Annotated in this window: 13 protein-coding genes and 1 tRNA gene; 13 read left to right on the top strand and 1 reads right to left on the bottom strand. The window is 70.9% G+C overall.

Annotated elements, in window-relative coordinates:
- Positions 1–15 precede the first annotated feature (15 nt).
- The 11 genes from dusB to DEI85_RS09530 all read left to right on the top strand — a co-directional run bounded on the left by dusB (position 16) and on the right by DEI85_RS09530 (position 13,552).
- Entirely contained in the window at positions 16–1,182 is a 1,167-nt protein-coding gene (gene dusB, locus DEI85_RS09580; protein WP_110860455.1) for a tRNA dihydrouridine synthase DusB, read from the top strand.
- Entirely contained in the window at positions 1,179–2,474 is a 1,296-nt protein-coding gene (locus DEI85_RS09575; RefSeq protein ID WP_110860457.1) for a deoxyguanosinetriphosphate triphosphohydrolase, read from the top strand. Before dusB ends, DEI85_RS09575 begins: the two co-directional genes overlap by 4 nt.
- Before the next feature lie 40 nt (positions 2,475–2,514).
- Complete coding sequence (gene dnaG, locus DEI85_RS09570; RefSeq protein WP_110860459.1) at positions 2,515–4,434, top strand: DNA primase; 1,920 nt, start codon at positions 2,515–2,517, stop codon at positions 4,432–4,434.
- 650 nt (positions 4,435–5,084) lie between these two features.
- Entirely contained in the window at positions 5,085–6,701 is a 1,617-nt protein-coding gene (locus DEI85_RS09565) for an ABC transporter substrate-binding protein (RefSeq protein WP_111091405.1), read from the top strand.
- A 117-nt stretch (positions 6,702–6,818) separates the two neighbouring features.
- Positions 6,819–7,895, top strand: coding sequence for an ABC transporter permease (locus DEI85_RS09560; RefSeq protein WP_083404423.1), 1,077 nt, complete (start codon positions 6,819–6,821; stop codon positions 7,893–7,895).
- A gap of 2 nt (positions 7,896–7,897) precedes the next feature.
- The gene (locus tag DEI85_RS09555) at positions 7,898–8,941 is read left to right on the top strand and encodes an ABC transporter permease (RefSeq protein WP_110862085.1); all 1,044 of its coding nucleotides are present in this window, start codon (positions 7,898–7,900) and stop codon (positions 8,939–8,941) included.
- Positions 8,938–10,635 (top strand): ABC transporter ATP-binding protein, encoded by a 1,698-nt coding sequence (locus DEI85_RS09550; protein WP_111124008.1) that lies wholly within the window; start codon positions 8,938–8,940, stop codon positions 10,633–10,635. Before DEI85_RS09555 ends, DEI85_RS09550 begins: the two co-directional genes overlap by 4 nt.
- Positions 10,636–10,783: 148 nt before the next feature.
- On the top strand, positions 10,784–11,713 hold the full coding sequence (locus DEI85_RS09545; RefSeq protein ID WP_110862089.1) for an ATP-binding cassette domain-containing protein: 930 nt from the start codon (positions 10,784–10,786) through the stop codon (positions 11,711–11,713).
- Entirely contained in the window at positions 11,710–12,720 is a 1,011-nt protein-coding gene (locus DEI85_RS09540; RefSeq protein ID WP_258376384.1) for a D-isomer specific 2-hydroxyacid dehydrogenase family protein, read from the top strand. Before DEI85_RS09545 ends, DEI85_RS09540 begins: the two co-directional genes overlap by 4 nt.
- Positions 12,721–12,835: 115 nt before the next feature.
- Positions 12,836–12,908: transfer RNA gene (locus DEI85_RS09535), tRNA-Asn, on the top strand.
- Positions 12,909–13,063: 155 nt separating this feature from the next.
- The gene (locus DEI85_RS09530; protein ID WP_111124007.1) at positions 13,064–13,552 is read left to right on the top strand and encodes a hypothetical protein; all 489 of its coding nucleotides are present in this window, start codon (positions 13,064–13,066) and stop codon (positions 13,550–13,552) included.
- Positions 13,553–13,610: 58 nt separating this feature from the next.
- On the opposite strand, the gene def is transcribed toward DEI85_RS09530, so the two are convergent.
- Positions 13,611–14,186, bottom strand: coding sequence for a peptide deformylase (def, locus tag DEI85_RS09525; protein WP_111124006.1), 576 nt, complete (start codon positions 14,184–14,186; stop codon positions 13,611–13,613).
- 39 nt (positions 14,187–14,225) lie between these two features.
- Between def and DEI85_RS09520 the strand changes: the two genes are divergently transcribed.
- Positions 14,226–15,140, top strand: a complete 915-nt coding sequence (locus DEI85_RS09520; RefSeq protein WP_181420136.1) for a DMT family transporter — start codon at positions 14,226–14,228, stop codon at positions 15,138–15,140.
- Positions 15,141–15,318: 178 nt separating this feature from the next.
- Positions 15,319–16,530 (top strand): glycosyltransferase, encoded by a 1,212-nt coding sequence (locus DEI85_RS09515; protein WP_110862095.1) that lies wholly within the window; start codon positions 15,319–15,321, stop codon positions 16,528–16,530.
- Positions 16,531–16,541 lie beyond the last annotated feature (11 nt).

Genomic DNA, 16,541 nt, shown 5'->3' with positions numbered 1-16,541 from the left:
GAAGATGGGACAGGTATGACGATCACACAAGCACCCGCCTCGCGAGTCGGCGGCCCCCTGCGCATCGGCCCGATCGAGGTCGACGTGCCGGTGGTGCTCGCGCCGATGGCCGGGATCACGAACATGGCGTACCGCCGGCTGTGCCGCGAGTACGGCGCCGGGCTCTACGTGTGCGAGATGATCACCTCACGGGCGCTGGTCGAACGGACCCCCGTGTCGATGCAGCTCATCCAGCACCACGAGTCCGAGACCCCGCGATCGATCCAGCTGTACGGCGTCGAGCCGAACACCGTGGCCGAAGCGGCGTCGATCCTGGTGGGCGAGGACCGTGCCGACCACATCGACCTGAACTTCGGGTGCCCGGTGCCCAAGGTCACCCGCAAGGGCGGCGGTGCGGCCCTGCCCTGGAAACTCGACCTGTTCCGCGAACTCGTCACCAAGACCGTGCGTGCCGCGGGCGACGTCCCCGTCACGGTGAAGATGCGCAAGGGCATCGACGAGGACCACCTGACCTACCTCGACGCCGCACGCATCGCGCGCGACGCCGGTGTCGCCGCGGTGTCGCTGCACGCCCGCACCGCGAACGAGCACTACTCCGGCCACGCCGACTGGTCCGCGATCGCCACGCTGAAGGAGACCGTCACCGACATCCCGATCCTCGGCAACGGCGACATCTGGTCGGCCGCCGACGCGCTCCGGATGATCGACGAGACCGGTGCCGACGGCGTGGTCGTCGGGCGTGGCTGCCTCGGCCGTCCGTGGCTGTTCGGTGACCTGGCCGCGGCGTTCCGTGGCGAGGGGCTCCGGTACATGCCGTCCCTGGGCGAGGTCGCCGACGGGTTCCGCCGGCACGCCGAGCTGCTCGTCGAGTTCTTCGGCGACGAAGAACACGCCTGCCGCGACATCCGCAAGCACGTGGCCTGGTACTTCAAGGGGTACCCGATCGGCAGCGACGTCCGGGCCGGACTGGCGATGGCGTCGAGCCTGCAGGAGATCGACGACTTCCTCGGCCAGCTCGACCACGACGCGCCGTATCCGGGTGCGGACGCCGAGGGGCCGCGCGGTCGTGCCGGGCACCCGAAGCGCACCGCGCTGCCCGACCGCTGGCTCGAGAGCCGCGACGTCGACTCCGAGTTCCGCAAGGTCCTGGCCGCCGCCGAGCTGCACCACAGCGGCGGATGAGCGCCACCGCCTCGTACGGCCCGGCCGACGCCGAGCGCTGGCTCCCCGAAGAACACGGCAACCGCCGCTCGGACTTCGCCCGTGACCGTGCCCGACTGCTGCACTCCAGTGCCCTCCGGCGTCTGGCCGCCAAGACCCAGGTGCTCAGCCCGACGGCGGGGCTCGACTTCGCCCGCAACCGGCTGACCCACTCGCTCGAGGTCGCGCAGGTCGGCCGCGAGCTCGCCGACTCGCTCGGGCTCGATCCCGACGTGGTCGACACCGCGTGCCTGGCGCACGACATCGGGCACCCGCCGTTCGGGCACAACGGCGAGACCGCCGTGAACGCCTGGGCCACCGGCATCGGGGGCTTCGAGGGCAACGCGCAGACGCTCCGGCTGCTGACGCGGCTCGAGCCGAAGGTCTACGGCGTCCGGCCGGGCTCCGACGTCGACCGTCCGTACGGGCTCAACCTGACCCGCGCGTCGTTGGACGCCAGTTGCAAGTACCCGTGGCCGGCGGCGCAAGGGGTCTCGGAGTCGTCCTCCGGACGCACCAAGTTCGGCTTCTACGACGACGACCACGACGCCTTCGAGTGGCTCCGCGCCGGCGCCCCGCGTCGCCAGCGCTGCATCGAAGCGCAGGTCATGGACCTCGCCGACGACATCGCGTACTCCGTGCACGACTTCGAGGACGCCGTCGTCGCCGGGTTCATCGACGTCGCGGCGCTGGGTGACCGCGTCGGCGAGAACGACATCGTGACCGCCATGCACGCCTGGGTCGGTGACGACCTGAGCCGCGACGAGCTGCTCGAGGCGTTCGACCGCCTGCGCGAGTTGCCGCTCTGGATGACCGCGTACGACGGCTCCCGACGCGATGCCGCACGCCTGAAGAACCTGACGTCGCAACTGATCGGACGCTTCGCGCGCACCGCCACGACGGCCACCCGCGAGTCCTACGCCTCGGGGTCGCTCGTGCGGTTCGCCGCGTCGGTCGTCACCCCGCCCGAGATCATCGGCGAGATCGCGGTGCTCAAGGGCATCGTCGCGGCCTTCGTGATGACCCACGGCGACCGCCAGCCCGTGTACGAAGACCAGCGCCGCGTGCTCACCGAACTGCTCGACGCGCTGGCGGCGACGGGTGCGTCCGACCTCGAGCCCGGCTTCGCCGCCGACTGGCACGCCGCGGGCGACGACGCCGGCCGACTGCGTGCCGTCGTCGACCAGGTCGCGAGCCTGACCGACCAGGGCGCACTCGCGTGGCACCGACGTCTGGTGGTGGGCGACCGTGACCCGGTCCACATCGCCGTCTGACCGGTCCGCCGACGTCGGTCCCACGAACTAGGATCGAGGGGTGGCTGGCAGGATCGCGCGGAACGACATCGACGAGGTCCGCTCGCGTGTCAACATCGCCGACGTCGTGGGCGACTACGTCACGCTGAAGCACGCGGGCGTCGGGTCGATGAAGGGCCTCTGCCCCTTCCACGACGAACGCTCGCCGTCGTTCCACGTCCGACCCCAGGTCGGCCGCTACCACTGCTTCGGCTGCGGCGAGGACGGCGACGTCTTCAGCTTCATCATGGCGCAGGACCACACCACCTTCGCCGAGGCCGTCGAGCGCATGGCCGCGAAGATCGGCTTCACCCTGCACTACGAAGAGGGCGACGGGCCGCGCACCGACTACAACACCCGGGCCCGGCTGATCGCCGCGAACGAAGCCGCGCTCGAGTACTTCACGGGGCAGCTCACCACCGCTGCCGCCGACCCCGCCCGCCGGTTCCTGGGGGAGCGCGGGTTCGACCCCTCGGCCGCCCAGCACTTCGGCGTCGGGTTCGCGCCGAAGTCTTACGACATGCTCAAGGACCACCTGCGCGGGCGCGGCTTCACGATGGAAGAACTCGTGTCCGCCGGCCTCGTCAGCCAGGGCGACCGCTCGCCGTACGACCGGTTCCGCGGGCGTCTGATGTGGCCGATCCGCGACGTCACCGGGGCGACCATCGGCTTCGGCGCGCGCCGCCTGCTCGAGGACGACAAGGGTCCCAAGTACCTCAACACGCCCGAGACCCCGATCTACCACAAGAGCCAGGTGCTCTACGGGCTCGACCTGGCCCGTCGCGACATCTCGAAGCAGAAGCAGGTCGTCATCGTCGAGGGCTACACCGACGTGATGGCGTGCCACGTCGCGGGCGTCACGACCGCCGTCGCCACCTGCGGCACGTCGTTCGGCGTCGACCACATCAAGGTGCTGCGCCCGATGCTCGGTGACCTGGCCGGCGCCGACCCGAACGCCAACGGTGAGGTCGTGTTCACGTTCGACCCCGACGAGGCCGGGCAGCGTGCCGCCTCGCGTGCCTTCGCGGAAGAACAGCGCTTCGCGGCCCAGACCTACGTCGCCGTGGCGCCCGGCGGGCTCGACCCGTGCGACCTCCGGCTCGCCCGCGGTGACGACGCCATCCGCCGACTGGTCACGAACAAGCGCCCGATGTTCGAGTTCATGATCCGCCGCACCCTGGACGGCCACGACCTCGAGACCGTCGAGGGTCGCGTCGGGGCGCTCCGCGCGGCTGCGCCTGTACTCGCGGGCATCCGCGACCGCTCACTGACGCAGGGGTACGTCCGCGAACTCGCCGGCTGGCTCGGCATGGAGATCCCCGAGGTCCGTCGGTCGGTCGAGACCGCCCGGCGCCGTGCGGGCTCCGCCGGCCAGGACGACCGGTCCGCAGGCACGGGGCGTGACGGCCGTGCCGGCACCGGCACCGACGGGGCCGACACCCCCGACGAGCCCGTCGCCGGGATCCGCTCGCTGCCGAACGACCCGATCAGCCGCATGGAGCGCGACGCCGTGATGGCGATGGTGCAGCAGCCCACGTCCGTCGGAGCACCGATGCTCGGGCTCGCCGCGTCGGCCACGTTCTCGACGCCGATGCTCGCCGCCGTGCGGGACGCCGTGGTCGCCAACGTCGACGTCATCGGCGCGGGGGACTGGCTCGACCGGCTGCTCGCCGACGTGCCGGCGCCCCTCCGCACCCTGACGCACGAACTCGCCCTCGCACCGATCCCCGCACGCAACGCGGAGGACCTGGCGGCCTACTGCCGGAGCATCGTCGTGGCCCTGGTCGAGCGCGACCTGCTCGCCCGCAAGGCCTCGTTGCTCGGACAGCTGCAGCGCGCCGACCCGCACGAGCAGGCCGAGCGTCGCGCCGAGATCCAGCGGCAGCTCGTCGACATCGACGGGCAGCGGATGCGGTTGCGCGCCGACGCGGAGGCGTCCTAGCCCTCTTCGCGCGGCCGGTGCCGGACGTGCACGAGGTCGCACGACGCGCCGTGTGCGTCTCGCCGGGGTCGCGCGAACTGTTGCCCGGTGGGGCTGCGAGCGGCAGTTCGTGTGTTTTCGGGGGTGCGTGAGTGGTCGTGACGCGTCGCGTGTGGGGCGTCGAGTGGTCGCAGACCGTCGGCTGGGCGGGGTCCGGCCGACGGGACGTGACCGCTCGGGGTGTGGCGGGCGGGGAGTCGTGACCAGTCGGCCGGGGGCGCCGGGCGGGGCGGACGGACGTGGGGCGGGCCTCCAGGCCGGGGTGTGCGAGGTCGCACGACGCGCCGCCAGCGCACCACCGAGGTGGCACGAACCGTCGGCTGGCGGCCCGTCGGACGGCAGTTCGGGCGCTCTGGGGGCGGGCACGACCGGGAACGAGCGCCCGACGACCCAGGTTGCACCACGCAACATTCGTGCGTGACGCGCCGCTCGACTCCGGCGGAATCATGCATCACGCGACGGGCCCGTGCATTACAGCGGTGTAAACAAATCGCCCCCGGTTCGTTCTGTTCCGTGACAGGGTGATACCAATGAGCGTTCCTGGCCGGGCACACAGACGTACCACCCTCCGGCTCAGGACTCTTGCAATCATGACCAGAGAGGCAGCGGACATGGCATCCGTGACCAAGTGGGGCAAGCGCGGCATCGCGCTCGGCGCCGGTGCAGCAGCGACGGCGCTGGTGCTGACCGGCTGCGCGAGCAGCAGCGTGAGTGACACCGAACTGAACGGCCTGAGCATCGGGACGACGGACAAGATCACGTCCCTCGACCCGGCCGGTTCCTACGACAACGGCTCCTTCGCCGTGCAGAACCAGGTGTTCCCGTTCCTGATGAACACGCCCGTGGGGAGTCCGGACGTCGAGCCGGACATCGCCACGAAGGCGGAGTTCACGAACCCGACCACCTACGAGGTCACCCTCAAGGACGGGCTCGAGTTCGCGAACGGCAACAAGCTCACGTCGAGCGACGTGAAGTTCTCGTTCGACCGCGAGCTGAAGATCAACAACGAGAACGGTCCGCAGTCGCTGCTGGCCAACCTCAAGAGCATCGACACCCCGGACGACACCACCGTGGTGTTCAACCTCGACCACGCCGACCAGACCTGGCCGCAGGTGCTCTCGAGCCCCGCGGGTCCGATCGTCGACGAGGACGTCTTCAGCGCGACGAAGCTCACCAGCGCCGACGACATCGTCAAGGGCAAGGCCTTCGCCGGCCAGTACCAGATCAGCTCCTACAAGGAGAACGACACGATCCAGTACAAGACGAACCCGAAGTACGACGGCCTGCTCGGCAAGGCGAAGACCGACGAGGTCACCGCCAGCTACTACACCAAGGAGACCGACCTCAAGCTCGCCGTGCAGAAGGGCGACGTCGACGTGGCGTACCGCTCCCTGACGCCGACCGACATCTCGGACCTGCGCAAGGACGACTCCCTCAAGGTCACCGACGGCCCCGGCGGCGAGATCCGCTACGTGGTCTTCAACTTCAAGACCCAGCCGTTCGGCACCGGGCAGGACGACGCCGACGAGGCGAAGGCCCTGGCCGTGCGTCAGGCCGCTGCCGACGTCGTCGACCGTGCCCAGCTCGCGAAGGAGGTCTACAACGACACCTTCACCCCGCTGTACTCGATGGTCCCGGACGGCCTGACCGGCGCGGTCCAGCCGTTCAAGGAGATGTACGGCGACGGCGACGGCGGCGCGGACGTGTCCAAGGCGAAGAAGACGCTGTCCGACGCCGGCGTCACGGGCAAGGTGCAGCTCGACATCCAGTACGCGCCCGACCACTACGGTTCGGCCTCGGACGACGAGTACGCGCTGCTCAAGCAGCAGCTCGAGGACTCCGGTCTGTTCACCGTCAACATCCAGTCGACGGTCTACACGACCTACGCGCAGGAGCGCACCAAGGACGCCTACCCCGTGTACCAGCTCGGCTGGTTCCCGGACTTCTCCGACGCCGACAACTACCTGTCGCCGTTCTTCACCAAGGAGAACTTCGTCCAGAACCACTACGACGACCCGGAGATCCAGGACCTCATCGCGAAGGAGCAGGCCGAGTCCGACACGGACAAGCGTGCTGACCTGATCGAGCAGGCCCAGGAGCGCGAGGCCACCCAGATCTCGACGCTGCCGCTGCTGCAGGGCAAGTCCGTCGCGGTCGCCGGCAAGGACGTCAAGGGCCTGACCCTCGACGCCTCGTTCAAGTTCCGGTACGCCACCCTGAGCAAGTAGCACCAAGCCCCACGTGCAGGCCGCGGGCGTTCCCACGAGGAACGCCCGCGTGCCTGTGCAACGGCGACGAAAGGCACACACCCCGTGACCCTCAGCACTCCCGAGGCGACGCAGGACGTGAACGGCACCGATCCCACCAAGCCACAGGCACAACGCAGTGCCAAGAACAGTGGCGGCGGACTCGGCCGGTACATCCTCGTCAGGTTCCTCCTCATCATCCCGACCGTCTTCATCCTGGTGACGCTCGTGTTCTTCCTGATGCGCGTCATCGGGAACCCGATCACCGCATCGGTCGGCGGTCGTCTCACGCCGAGCCAGCTGCAGGAACGCCTGCACGCCGCCGGGTACGACCGGCCGGTGCTCGTGCAGTACTTCGAGTACCTCGGCAACATCCTGCGCGGTGACTTCGGCACCTCGTCGACGGACAACCGTCCGATCACCGACATCATCGTCACGTACGGCGGCGCGACCGCGGAGCTCGTGTTCTACGCGCTCATCGTCGCGCTCGTGCTCGGCATCCCGCTCGGCATGCTCGCCGCGTACACGCGCGACAAGTGGCCGGACGTGCTGCTCCGTGCGCTCGCGATCCTGACCTACGCCACGCCGGTGTTCTTCGGTGGTCTGCTGCTCAAGCTCGTCTTCTCGGTGTGGCTCGGCTGGCTGCCCCTCGGCGACCGTGCCTCGACCCGCGTGTCGCTCATCCTCGACGGCATCCCGGGCGCGAGCGGCATCTACATCATCGACGCGCTCCGCACCGGCAACGCCGCGGTCATCGGCGACGTGCTGCAGCACGCCGTCCTGCCCGCGCTGACGCTCGGTCTGCTGACGGCGGGCATCTTCCTGCGCCTGGTGCGCGCGAACATGATCGGGTCGCTCGGCTCGGAGTACGTCGACGCCGCCCGGTCCCGCGGCGTGCGCGAATCGCGGCTCGTCCGCACCCACGCGTTCCGTCCGGCCCTCGTGCCGATCATCACCGTGATGGGGCTGCAGATCGCGATGCTCCTGGGCGGCTCGGTGCTCACCGAGACGACCTTCGGGTGGCGCGGCCTGGGCTTCGAGCTCAACCAGTACCTGTCGGCCCGTGACTTCGTCGCGGTGCAGGGCATCGTCGCGATGCTGGCGGTGATCGTCGCGGTGACCAACTTCATCGTCGACGTCGTCGCCGCCCTGATCGACCCGAGAGTGAGGTTCTGACGATGGTCGACACCACCCTCGTCGACCGCCACGAGCCGCTCTGGAAGCGGCTCCCCGTGGTGGTCCAGCTCCGCCGGAGCACCGGCTGGCAGCGCGCCATGCTCATCGTCGGCGTGGTCATCTGCGCCCTCTACCTGCTCGTCGCGGTCTTCGCACCGCTCCTCGCCCCGTACGGCTTCGGCCAGCTGCAGGGCGCGGACGGGCAGAGCTTCCCGCGCACGGGCGCACCGAGTGCCGAGCACATCTGGGGCACCACGGTCGGCGGCTTCGACGTGTTCAGCCGCGTGCTCTACGGAGCCCGCACGGCCGTGCTCGTCGTCATCGTCGCCGTGATCGTCTCGATCATCGTCGGCGTCCTGCTCGGCATGGTCTCCGGGTACCTGGGCGGCTGGCTCGACCGCGTCCTGGTGGTCGTGGCCGACGCCATCTACGCGTTCCCGTCGCTGCTGCTCGCGATCATCGTGTCCATCGTCATCTCCGGCGGCAACTCGAGCTACTCGGGCGGCATCATCGCGGCGGCGATCTCGATCACCGTCGTCTACGTGCCGCAGTACTTCCGCGTGGTCCGTGCCGAGGCCGTCCGGCTGAAGAACGACGCGTTCGTCGAGTCGGCGCGCGTGATGGGCACGAACCCGTGGCGCATCATGACGCGGCACGTCCTGCGGAACTCGACCCGTTCCCTGCCGCTCATCCTGACGCTCAACGCGAGCGACGCGATCCTGACCCTGGCCGGCCTCGGCTTCCTCGGGTTCGGCATCGGCCCGACGTCCGGCGCCGAGTGGGGCTACGACCTGAGCCGCGCGCTCTCGGACGTCGCGAGCGGCGTCTGGTGGACCGGTGTCTACCCGGGTGTCGCGATCGTGGTGCTCGTGCTCGGTGTGACCTTCATCGGCGAGAGCCTGAACGACATCTCCGATCCCCGCCTGCGTGCACGCCGACGCCTGAAGCAACTCGTGTCCACGAGAGAAACGCGGGAAACACGCGACGCGCGCGACGCCGAGGCACCGCGCAACGCCGGGAACGACACGGAAGGGACGGGCGCATGACCCCGACCACCCGCCTGCAACCGGGCGACACCACCACCGAGCCCGTCGTCGTCGTGGACGACCTGACCGTCACGTTCGCGACCGACGGCGGCGCCGTCGACGCGGTCAAGGGCGTCAGCCTCGACGTGCGCCCCGGCGAGGTGCTCGCCCTCGTCGGCGAGTCCGGCTCGGGCAAGTCCGTCACGGCGCGCAGCATGCTGCGGCTCATGCCGGAGACGGCGACGCTCGGCGGCGCGGTGCTGCTCGAGGGCACCGACGTGGTGAGCGTCGGTGCGCAGAAGCTCCGCAGCCTGCGCGGAACGGCCGGGGCGATGGTGTTCCAGGAACCGTCGACCGCGCTCAACCCGGTCTTCACCGTCGGGTGGCAGATCGCCGAGGGGCTCCGCGCCCACGGCGGCATGTCGAAGAAGGAGGCACGGGCGAAGGCCATCGACTACCTCGGTCGCGTCGGCATCCCCGACCCCGAGACCCGCGTCGACCACTACCCGCACCAGTTCTCCGGCGGGCAGAAGCAGCGCGTGGTCATCGCGAGCGCGCTGGCCCTGGAGCCGAGCGTCATCATCGCGGACGAGCCGACGACGGCGCTCGACGTGACGGTGCAGGCCGAGATCCTCGACCTGCTGCGCCGCTGCCGTGACGAGTTCGGTACCGCGATCGTCGTCATCACGCACAACATGGGCGTGGTCGCCGACCTGGCCGACCGCGTCGCCGTGATGTACCAGGGCGAGATCGTCGAAGAGGCCACGGCGACGGCGCTGTTCGCGACGCCGCAGGCCGACTACACCAGGCGGCTGCTCGCGGCGGTGCCCCGGCTCGAGGCGTCCACCGGGGTGGCCCGACGCGCCGCGATCTCCGAGGACGTCACACCGCTGGTCGAGGCGAAGGGGCTCGAGATCGAGTACCCCGGGCGGCTCGGATCGCCGGCGTTCAAGGCCGTCAAGGGCGTCGACCTGGCGATCCGCCCGGGAGAGGTCCTCGGCCTGGTGGGGGAGTCCGGCTCCGGCAAGACCACGATCGGCCGGGCCATGGCGGGCCTGACGAAGGTCACCGGCGGCTCGCTCAAGGTCCTCGGCGCCGAGATGCTCGGGTACCGCGAACGCGACTTCAAGCACCTGCGGAAGGACATCGGGTTCGTGTTCCAGGACCCGGCGACCTCGTTCAACCCGCTGCTGACGATCGCGGAGTGCGTCGCCGAGCCGTTGGTCGTGCACAAGGAGGTCTCGAGCCCCCGTGCCGCGCGCAAGCGGGTCGACGAGCTGCTCGAGGCCGTGCAGCTGCCGGCCGCGTACGGCGACCGCTACCCGCACGAGCTCTCCGGTGGGCAGCGCCAGCGCGCGTCGCTCGCCCGGTCGCTCGCGCTCCGGCCGAAGCTGCTCATCGCCGACGAGCCGACGAGTGCGCTCGACGTGTCCGTGCAGGCGCGCGTGCTCGAGCTCTTCCTCGAGCTCCAGCAGGACCTCGGCTTCGCCTCGCTGTTCATCAGCCACGACCTCGCGGTCGTCGGCGCGCTGTCCGACCGGATCGCGGTGCTGTACCGCGGCGACCTGGTCGAGACGGGCACGACGGCGCAGGTCCTCGGCGCGCCGCAGCACCCCTACACGCAGCGGCTCCTCGCGTCGCTGCCGGTGCCGGATCCAGCGGAGCAGGCGGAGCGACGGCGTACGCTGGAGCGACTGGAGCACGCCGGGTCCTGACCCGGGGCGACCCACCCTGGAGGCCCGGCCAGCGTCGTCGACGCACGCCGGGCCTCCAGGGTGGTCGGCTCCACTGCTGTACGCACGACGGACCTGCCAGGGCGGTCCGTCGCGAACCGCCGCCAGGGGGCGGCGTGGAAGGGGACCCATGATCGCGGTCAACGGACCGGCGGTCGTCGCGGACGACGTGTCGATCGAGTACCGGGGCGGACGCGGGGGCGAGTCCATCCGGGCCGTCGACGGCGTGAGCCTCACGGTCCGGCAGGGGGAGATCCTCGCCCTGCTCGGTGAGTCGGGCTCGGGCAAGTCGACCTTCGCCGCCGCCATCGCCGGCCAGCTCGGATCCCACGGCGAGGGCGAGGGGGCCCTCCGTCGGCACATCGTCGGCGGCGAGCTGACCGTGCTCGGCCAGAAGACCCGGGGCCTCCGTCCCTCGTCGCGCAAGCTCGAACGGCTGAGCGGTCGGATCGGCTACCTGCCGCAGGACGGCGCCGACCGGCTCAGCCCGGACCTGACCGTGGGCGAGGCCGTCGCCGAACCGATCTACGCACGCGACCGCCGGTTCGACCGGCGCGAGGCCGGGCTCATCGTGGCCCGGCTGCTCGACGCGGTGCACCTGCCGCTCGGGGCGATGCGCCTGAACACGTGGGAGCTCTCGAGCGGTCAGCGCCAGCGTGTCGCCCTGGCGAAGGCGCTCGTGCTCGAGCCCCAGCTGCTGGTCGCGGACGAACCGGCACGCGGCGTCGACGTGCTCGTGCGGCAGTCCGTGCTCGAGGCCCTGGCGACCCTGCAGCGCGGCCGGCAGTTCTCGGCCGTCGTCGTGTCCAGCGACCTGCGCGAGGCCCGCGCCCTCGCCGACCGCGTCGCCGTGATGGCCGATGCCCGGCTCGTCGGGCTCGGCACCTTCGACGAGGTCCTCGACAACCCCGTCGACCCCTACGTGAAGACCCTCGCCTCGACCGCGGCCCGCGGGGTGAAGCGTCGTCCGGCACCGAGCACGTCCCGCCGTTCGTCGGCGCCGCGCCGTCCGCTCGCCGCCGGCACCGGCCCGCGCACCGACCGTCAGGAGAACGCATGAGCACCCCGGACCAGGGCCCACGGGGTCACCGCGCCGTCGTCCCCACGTCGGGTGCACCGCTGCCGATCGAGGCCCCGCAGCCCGGGCCCGTCGCCGTGCTGCCGGAGCCGACGGACCTGCACGTGGACGCCGTGACCGAGGCCGGGGGCACCGTCGCGCCGCTCGACGCCGACACCCGCGGGGTCGTCTGGCTCGACCCCCGCGACCCGTCCGGTCTCGCCGACGCCCTGTCGTCCGCACCCGGGGTGGGCTGGGTGCAGCTGCCGTTCGCCGGCGTCGACGCCTTCGCACACCTGATCCAGGAGCACGGCGACCGCGTGCTGTTCACCTCGGCCAAGGGTGCGTACGCGGAGCCGGTCGCCGAGCACGCGCTGGCGTTGACCCTCGGCACGCTCCGGGTCCTGCAGAAGCGCGCCCGTGCGTCGTCGTGGGCGACCGAGCCCGAGGGTGTCTCGCTGTACGGGCGGAACGTCGTCGTGATCGGTGCCGGCGGGATCGCGCTCGAGTACCTCCGGCTGCTCGCGCCGTTCGACGTCGACGTCACCGTCGTGCGCCGCTCGCCCGACCCCGTCCCGGGAGCCGCGCGGACCGTCACCACCGACGAGCTCGACCGGGTCCTGCCCGACGCCGACGTCGTGATGATCGCGGCGGCGATGACCTCGGGCACCGCGAAGCTCTTCGGCGAGCGGCAGTTCCGGATCATGAAACCCTCCGCCCGGCTCGTGAACATCGCGCGCGGCGGACTCGTCGACACCGACGCCCTGGTCGACGCCCTGCGCACGGGGGAGATCGCCGCGGCCGGCCTCGACGTCACCGACCCCGAACCGCTGCCCGACGGTCACCCGCTGTGGTCCGAGACCGGCGCGGTCATCACCCCGCACCAGGCCGACACCCCGGACATGGTCGCGCCCCTGCTCGCCGAGCGCGTCCGGCTGAACGCCGCGGCGTTCCTCAGGGGCGACGGCGAGGGCTTCGTCGGCGTCGTCGACCCGGACGCCGGGTACTGACACGGGGGCTCCACGTCGCGGCGCGCCCGGGCGGCGTGTCCGATGCGGTGGAGGGCGCCAGGGTCCTGCTATGCTGTTACCCGTTGTTCGCACGTCATTCGCCAGCGAACAGTGATCCTCGATAGCTCAATTGGCAGAGCAGCCGGCTGTTAACCGGCAGGTTGTTGGTTCGAGTCCAACTCGGGGAGCGACAGGTCCTCATCCTTCGGGGTGGGGGCCTTTTGCGTTCCCGACGATCCGGCGCCCTCGTCAGGCTCGGCGGAGCCCACTGCCGGCCTGAGCCAGCGCACCGGGATCGACGATCGCGCGGCTCACGCCAGGTCGATGCTGTTAGCGTTCTCAGGTGCACCGTTCTCGTTCGCCTCGACTCGCGCTCCTGGGCGTCGTCGTCGCCGTGACGGCGGTGCTCACCGGCTGCAGCAGTGTCGGCCCCGACACCGATGCGTCCGAGGACCCGACGAGCTCGGACACGGGGCTGGGCTCGGGAGCGTCGCCGGTGGTCTTCGCGTTCGTCTGCAACAGCGACGGATCGGACAGTGCGACCTACACGACCTACTCGGCGGTGTGGGAGGCCGAGCGCGCCGACTGCTCGGCGAAGCGCCTGACCGGCTCGGTGCCGTCCAGCCAGCAGCAGGCCGCGGTGACGGCGGCGCGTGGCGACGCGACCCTGGTCGAGCTCGCGAGCGCCTGCGCCGTGCGTGGCTCGGACCCGTGGACGTCGGCGGTCGCCGACGAGCGCGGTGCGCACGTGGCCGCAGGCCTCCTGCGGTACTGCCCCGGGCACCCGGAGACCGACCACCTGCGGGACGCACTGGCGGCCTACCGGGGCTGAGCCGGGCCTCCAGGCCGACCGCCGCACCGGCGCCGGGCCGGCGGCGGCGGGACGGGCGTCAGCCCTCGGGGTGGTCGCGACCCGGCAACCAGGACTGGCCGGGCCCGCCCCAGCTGCTCTTGCGGATCGCCTTGGCGACCTGCTTGCCGTAGGGGTGCACCAGGCGGTCGGCGTAGAGCCAGCCGTCCAGGTGGTCGAACTCGTGCTGGAAGATCCGGGCCAGCCAGCCGTGCGCCTCGACCTCGAACGGGGTGCCGTGCTCGTCGAACGCGCGCAGCAGGGCGCTCTCGGAGCGGCGGAGCGGGAACCGCTCGCCCGGGATCGACAGGCAGCCCTCGGACTCCTCGTCCTCGTCGAGTTCCTCGACGGACTCGGGGACCGGGGGCGTGATCCACAGCACGGGGTTGACGGCGGCGCCCCGGTGCAGGACGTCGTCGTCATCGGTGTAGGAGTAGACGAACAGGCGCTTGCCGACGCCCACCTGCGGTCCGGCCAGGCCGACGCCGGGGGCCAGGTCCATGGTCTCGAGCATGTCGGCGACGAGCGTGCGGAGGTCGTCATCGAACGCGGTGACCTCGGCTGCACGCTCGTGCAGGACGGGTTCGCCGGTGATGCGGATCGGGAGAACGGCCATTCACCCAGGTTATCCGGCGGGGGACGGTAGCCTCGACGCGTGACGACGGACCTCCAGCTGCCGGACGCCGTGAGCAACCTCACGCCGTTCCAGGCGCTGATGATCCCGGTGGCCCTGATCGGTGCGGTGTTCCTGTCGCTCGGGGCACAGTTCCAGAGCCGCGGGGTGCAGCGGGTCGAGGCGCGTCTCGGGCGGCAGTCGAAGGGGCTGAGCGTCCGGCACGTGGTCGGACTCGTCTCGAGCGGCTACTGGGTGCTCGGCACGCTCATGCTCGGCATCGCGGTGGTGCTGCAGCTGGTCAGCATCACGTTCGCGCCCCTGATCGTCGTGCAGCCCCTGGGTGCCGTGGCGCTGGTCATCACGACGTGGTTCTCGTCACGGTCGTCGGGCGTACCGCTCGGTCGACGTGCCCGGCGGGCCGTGTGGACGTGCATCATCGGTGTCGGCATCTTCGTCGGGATCGCGGCGTTCGTCGGGCACGAGAGCGCGATCACCCGCCAGCAGCTCGTCACCGTGCTGGTGATCCTGGCGGTCGTGCTGGTGCTCGTGCTGGTGTCGTTCCGCCTGGTGGCCAAGCGTCGCAGCGCGCTCTACTACATCGTCGGGGCGGGGGTGCTCTACGGGTTCGTGGCGACACTGGCCAAGGTCGTGCTGAACCGGTTCGTGAACGGCACCTTCGACTGGCTGACCGTGCTCGCCATCGCCGGCGTGGTCGTGGCGGCGTCGCTCGGCGGGTACTTCGTGCAGAACGCGTACTCGAGCGGTTCGGCCGACCTCGTGATCGCGGGGCTGACGGTGATCGACCCGATCGTCGCGGTCGGCATCGGCGTCATCGTGCTCGGCGAGGCCTCGGGGGCGCCGTGGTTCGCGGTGGCGGGGTTCGTGGTCGCCGCGGGCATCGCCATCACCGGGGTGTTCCTGCTCGCCAAGCACCACCCGCAGACCCGGGCCTGACGCCGGCCGACGCGGGCGACCGGCGCGCACCCGGCGGTGCACTCGCCGCGCAACCGGTGGTGCACTCGCTGCGCGCCGGAGGTCGCCGCCCTCATCCGCGCGGCTGACGCGACCGTCGATCCTGGTGCGATAGCGTCACTGCCGACCAGCCATCGCCCACGAGAGGACGACCTCAGCCGTGTCAGGAGACGCCACCACCGCCACCGCCGGACCGACGGGTGCGACGGGCGGTCACCGACCGTTGCGCGTGCTGATCGCAGCGGACACCTTCGCCCCGGACGTCAACGGCGCCGCCACCTTCGCCGAGCAGCTCGCCGTCGGACTTGCCGAGCGCGGGCACGAGGTGCACGTCGTGGCCCCGGCCTCGAGCCGCCAGTACGGCACCTTCGACGAGGAGCACCACGGCGTCACGCTCGTCGTGCACCGCCTGAAGTCGTACAAGTGGCCGCTGCACCCGTGGCTGCGCTTCGTGTGGCCGTGGAGCGTCCGGAAGTGGACCGGCCCGATCCTCGACGCCGTCAAGCCCGACGTGCTGCACATCCAGTCGCACGTGGTCATCGGCCGCGGGATCGTGCACGAGGCGAACGACCGCGGCATCCGGGTCATCGCGACCAACCACTTCATGCCGGAGAACCTGCTCGAGTACACGCCGTTCGGCAAGTGGACGCTGCCCCTCGCGCTGAAGATCGCGTGGAGCGACGCCGCCAAGACCTACCGGCTGGCCGACACCATCACGACGCCGACGAACCTGGCCGCCGACTACCTGCGGAAGGCCATCGCCGGGCAGCAGGTCCTCGCGATCTCGTGCGGCATCGACGCGTCCCGGTACGTGGCGCGCGAGGGACGCCCGGTCAACAACGACATCGTGTTCGTCGGTCGTGTGGCCCCCGAGAAGAACCTCGACGTGCTGGTCCGCGCGGTGGCGCTGCTGCCCGCCGAGCTGTCCGCGACGCTGACCATCGTCGGCGACGGCGAGATGATCCCGAAGCTCACCGCGTTGGCGAAGGAACTCGGGCTCGAGGACCGCGTGCGGTTCCTGGGCTTCGTCTCCGACGAGCGCAAGCAGGAGGCCCTGACCAACGCGACGGTGTTCGCGATGCCGTCCACGGCGGAACTGCAGAGCATCTCCTCGCTCGAGGGGATGGCCTCGGGTCTGCCCGTCGTCGCCGCCGACTCGATGGCGCTGCCGCACCTGATCGACGGCAACGGGTACCTGTTCACCCCGGGCGACGTGGACGACCTGGCGGCGAAGCTCACGACGGTGCTCACCGCGCCCGAGTCGGCGTACGTGGCGATGCGGGAACGCAGTCTGGCCATGATCGAGGCACACGACATCAACCGCACGCTGTCGACGTTCGAGTCGCTGTATCGTGGTGAGCCGGTGGCCTGAGGGTCTCCGGC

The organism is Curtobacterium sp. MCBD17_026 (assembly GCF_003234895.2).
GTDB classification, from domain to species: Bacteria; Actinomycetota; Actinomycetes; order Actinomycetales; family Microbacteriaceae; genus Curtobacterium; species Curtobacterium flaccumfaciens.
This window is presented reverse-complemented; position numbering and strand designations above follow the sequence as displayed.